This window comes from Treponema sp. Marseille-Q4523 (assembly GCF_016901105.1).
Taxonomy (GTDB): domain Bacteria; phylum Spirochaetota; class Spirochaetia; order Treponematales; family Treponemataceae; genus Treponema_D.
Genome location: NZ_JAFEVM010000092.1, coordinates 1 through 1,355 on the forward strand (window position 1 = coordinate 1; position 1,355 = coordinate 1,355).

At 44.4% G+C, this 1,355-nt stretch carries 1 protein-coding gene; it reads right to left on the reverse strand.

What is annotated here, in order from left to right; genetic code table 11:
* Nucleotides 1-66: 66 nt before the first annotated feature.
* Nucleotides 67-1,266, reverse strand: coding sequence for an integrase catalytic domain-containing protein (locus JSQ97_RS12865; RefSeq protein ID WP_205076417.1), 1,200 nt, complete (start codon nt 1,264-1,266; stop codon nt 67-69).
* Between the last annotated feature and the right edge of the window lie 89 nt (nt 1,267-1,355).

Genomic DNA, 1,355 nt, shown 5'->3' on the forward strand with positions numbered 1-1,355 from the left:
CGTATTTCCTCACGTAAAAATCTAACCGAAACGGTTTCGGTTACTCAAGTAAAAATCTAACCGTAGCTATGACCGTTGTACTGCCATAGCGATAAGCTTTCGCTGCAACAGCTGCGTCTTGTCAAGCAGCTGTTGTAAATCCAATCTGTTCTTCCTCCTGAAAAGCTCAGCTTTTACCGCCTCACTTACAGCAGTGCTCTCCATAAGCCTTCGGTAGGGAGTCTTAGCCGCATCATATTTCTTTATGACCTTTGCGTCTACTCGTTGCTTTGCAATAATCTTCATCGAAGGGAAAAAGAAGTTAACCAGCTTATTATAACTTTCATACAGTTCTGCTAAGACAGCACGAGCATCTTCTCCCTCAAATCGATAGTAGCCGACAATGCGTCTGACCACGCTGTCGTTTTTCTGTTCAACAAAACAGTTGTCGTTCTTTTTGTACGAGCGGCTTCGGGTGAACGTAACGTGTTTCTCTTTACACCACTGCAAAAGCTGTGTATTTTTGAACTCACGCCCGTTATCGCTATCAAGGCCTTTCATAGCAAAGGGTAAGTGTATTCTCACGTCCTCCGTCGCTTCTTTGACCCAACGATGAGCTTTATTCAAAAGTGCACGATTTTCCGTCCATCCTGAATGCACGTCGGTGAGTGTCAAGGTACAAATGTACTGTCCTTCGGTAGTTGTACCGCAATGAGCGACCGTATCGGCTTCGAAAAAGCCCGGTTTTCGCTCATCCCAATCGAAGAAGGTGCGGATCGGAATGAGTTTATTGAGATTCTTTGCCGGCCGTGTCGTTGTAATACCGCGGATGGAATGCTTGGGGATTTCCGGCTTGAGCATCCTACCGACTGTTGCGCTTGATATGTGAGCAAGTTTTGTTTTCAGTTGTTCAGTATAGCCGAACTTGAGAGCAAGGTAATCGATATTGTCGCGAATAAAGGGTACGAGCCGTTTTGCACACAGGTACATCGAAAATATCCACACGTGAATAATTTCTTTTTGTACGTCTTGACCATAGTATTTTTCATAGTGTCGCTTTTTACGCGGCTTTTTGATGATCTGTACGCTCTTGCTCTCGACATTGTTGAAGTGTGTTATTTTTATACGTGCGCTGTTTTTGAGGATGTGGATGGCGTATTTTCGGTTGTAACCGGTAGTTGCGGTGAACTCGTCGATGATTTTCGTCTTGCGCTTCTTGTTTGCCGTGCAGTAGCGTTTGGCCGTTTCTTCGGTCAATTTCTTTTTCGTTTTCATGTCTAACCCCATCTTGCCCTTCCTTCGGGCTTCTATTTTGGGTTAGATTTTTACGTGATGAACAGCTTTTTTTTCGGTTAGATTTAACGTGAGGCAATGCG

What these genes read in the sequence shown, in the direction of transcription:
- JSQ97_RS12865 (WP_205076417.1), bottom strand. Translation starts at nt 1,266, where the DNA reads ATGGGGTTAGACATGAAAACGAAAAAGAAATTGACCGAAGAAACGGCC.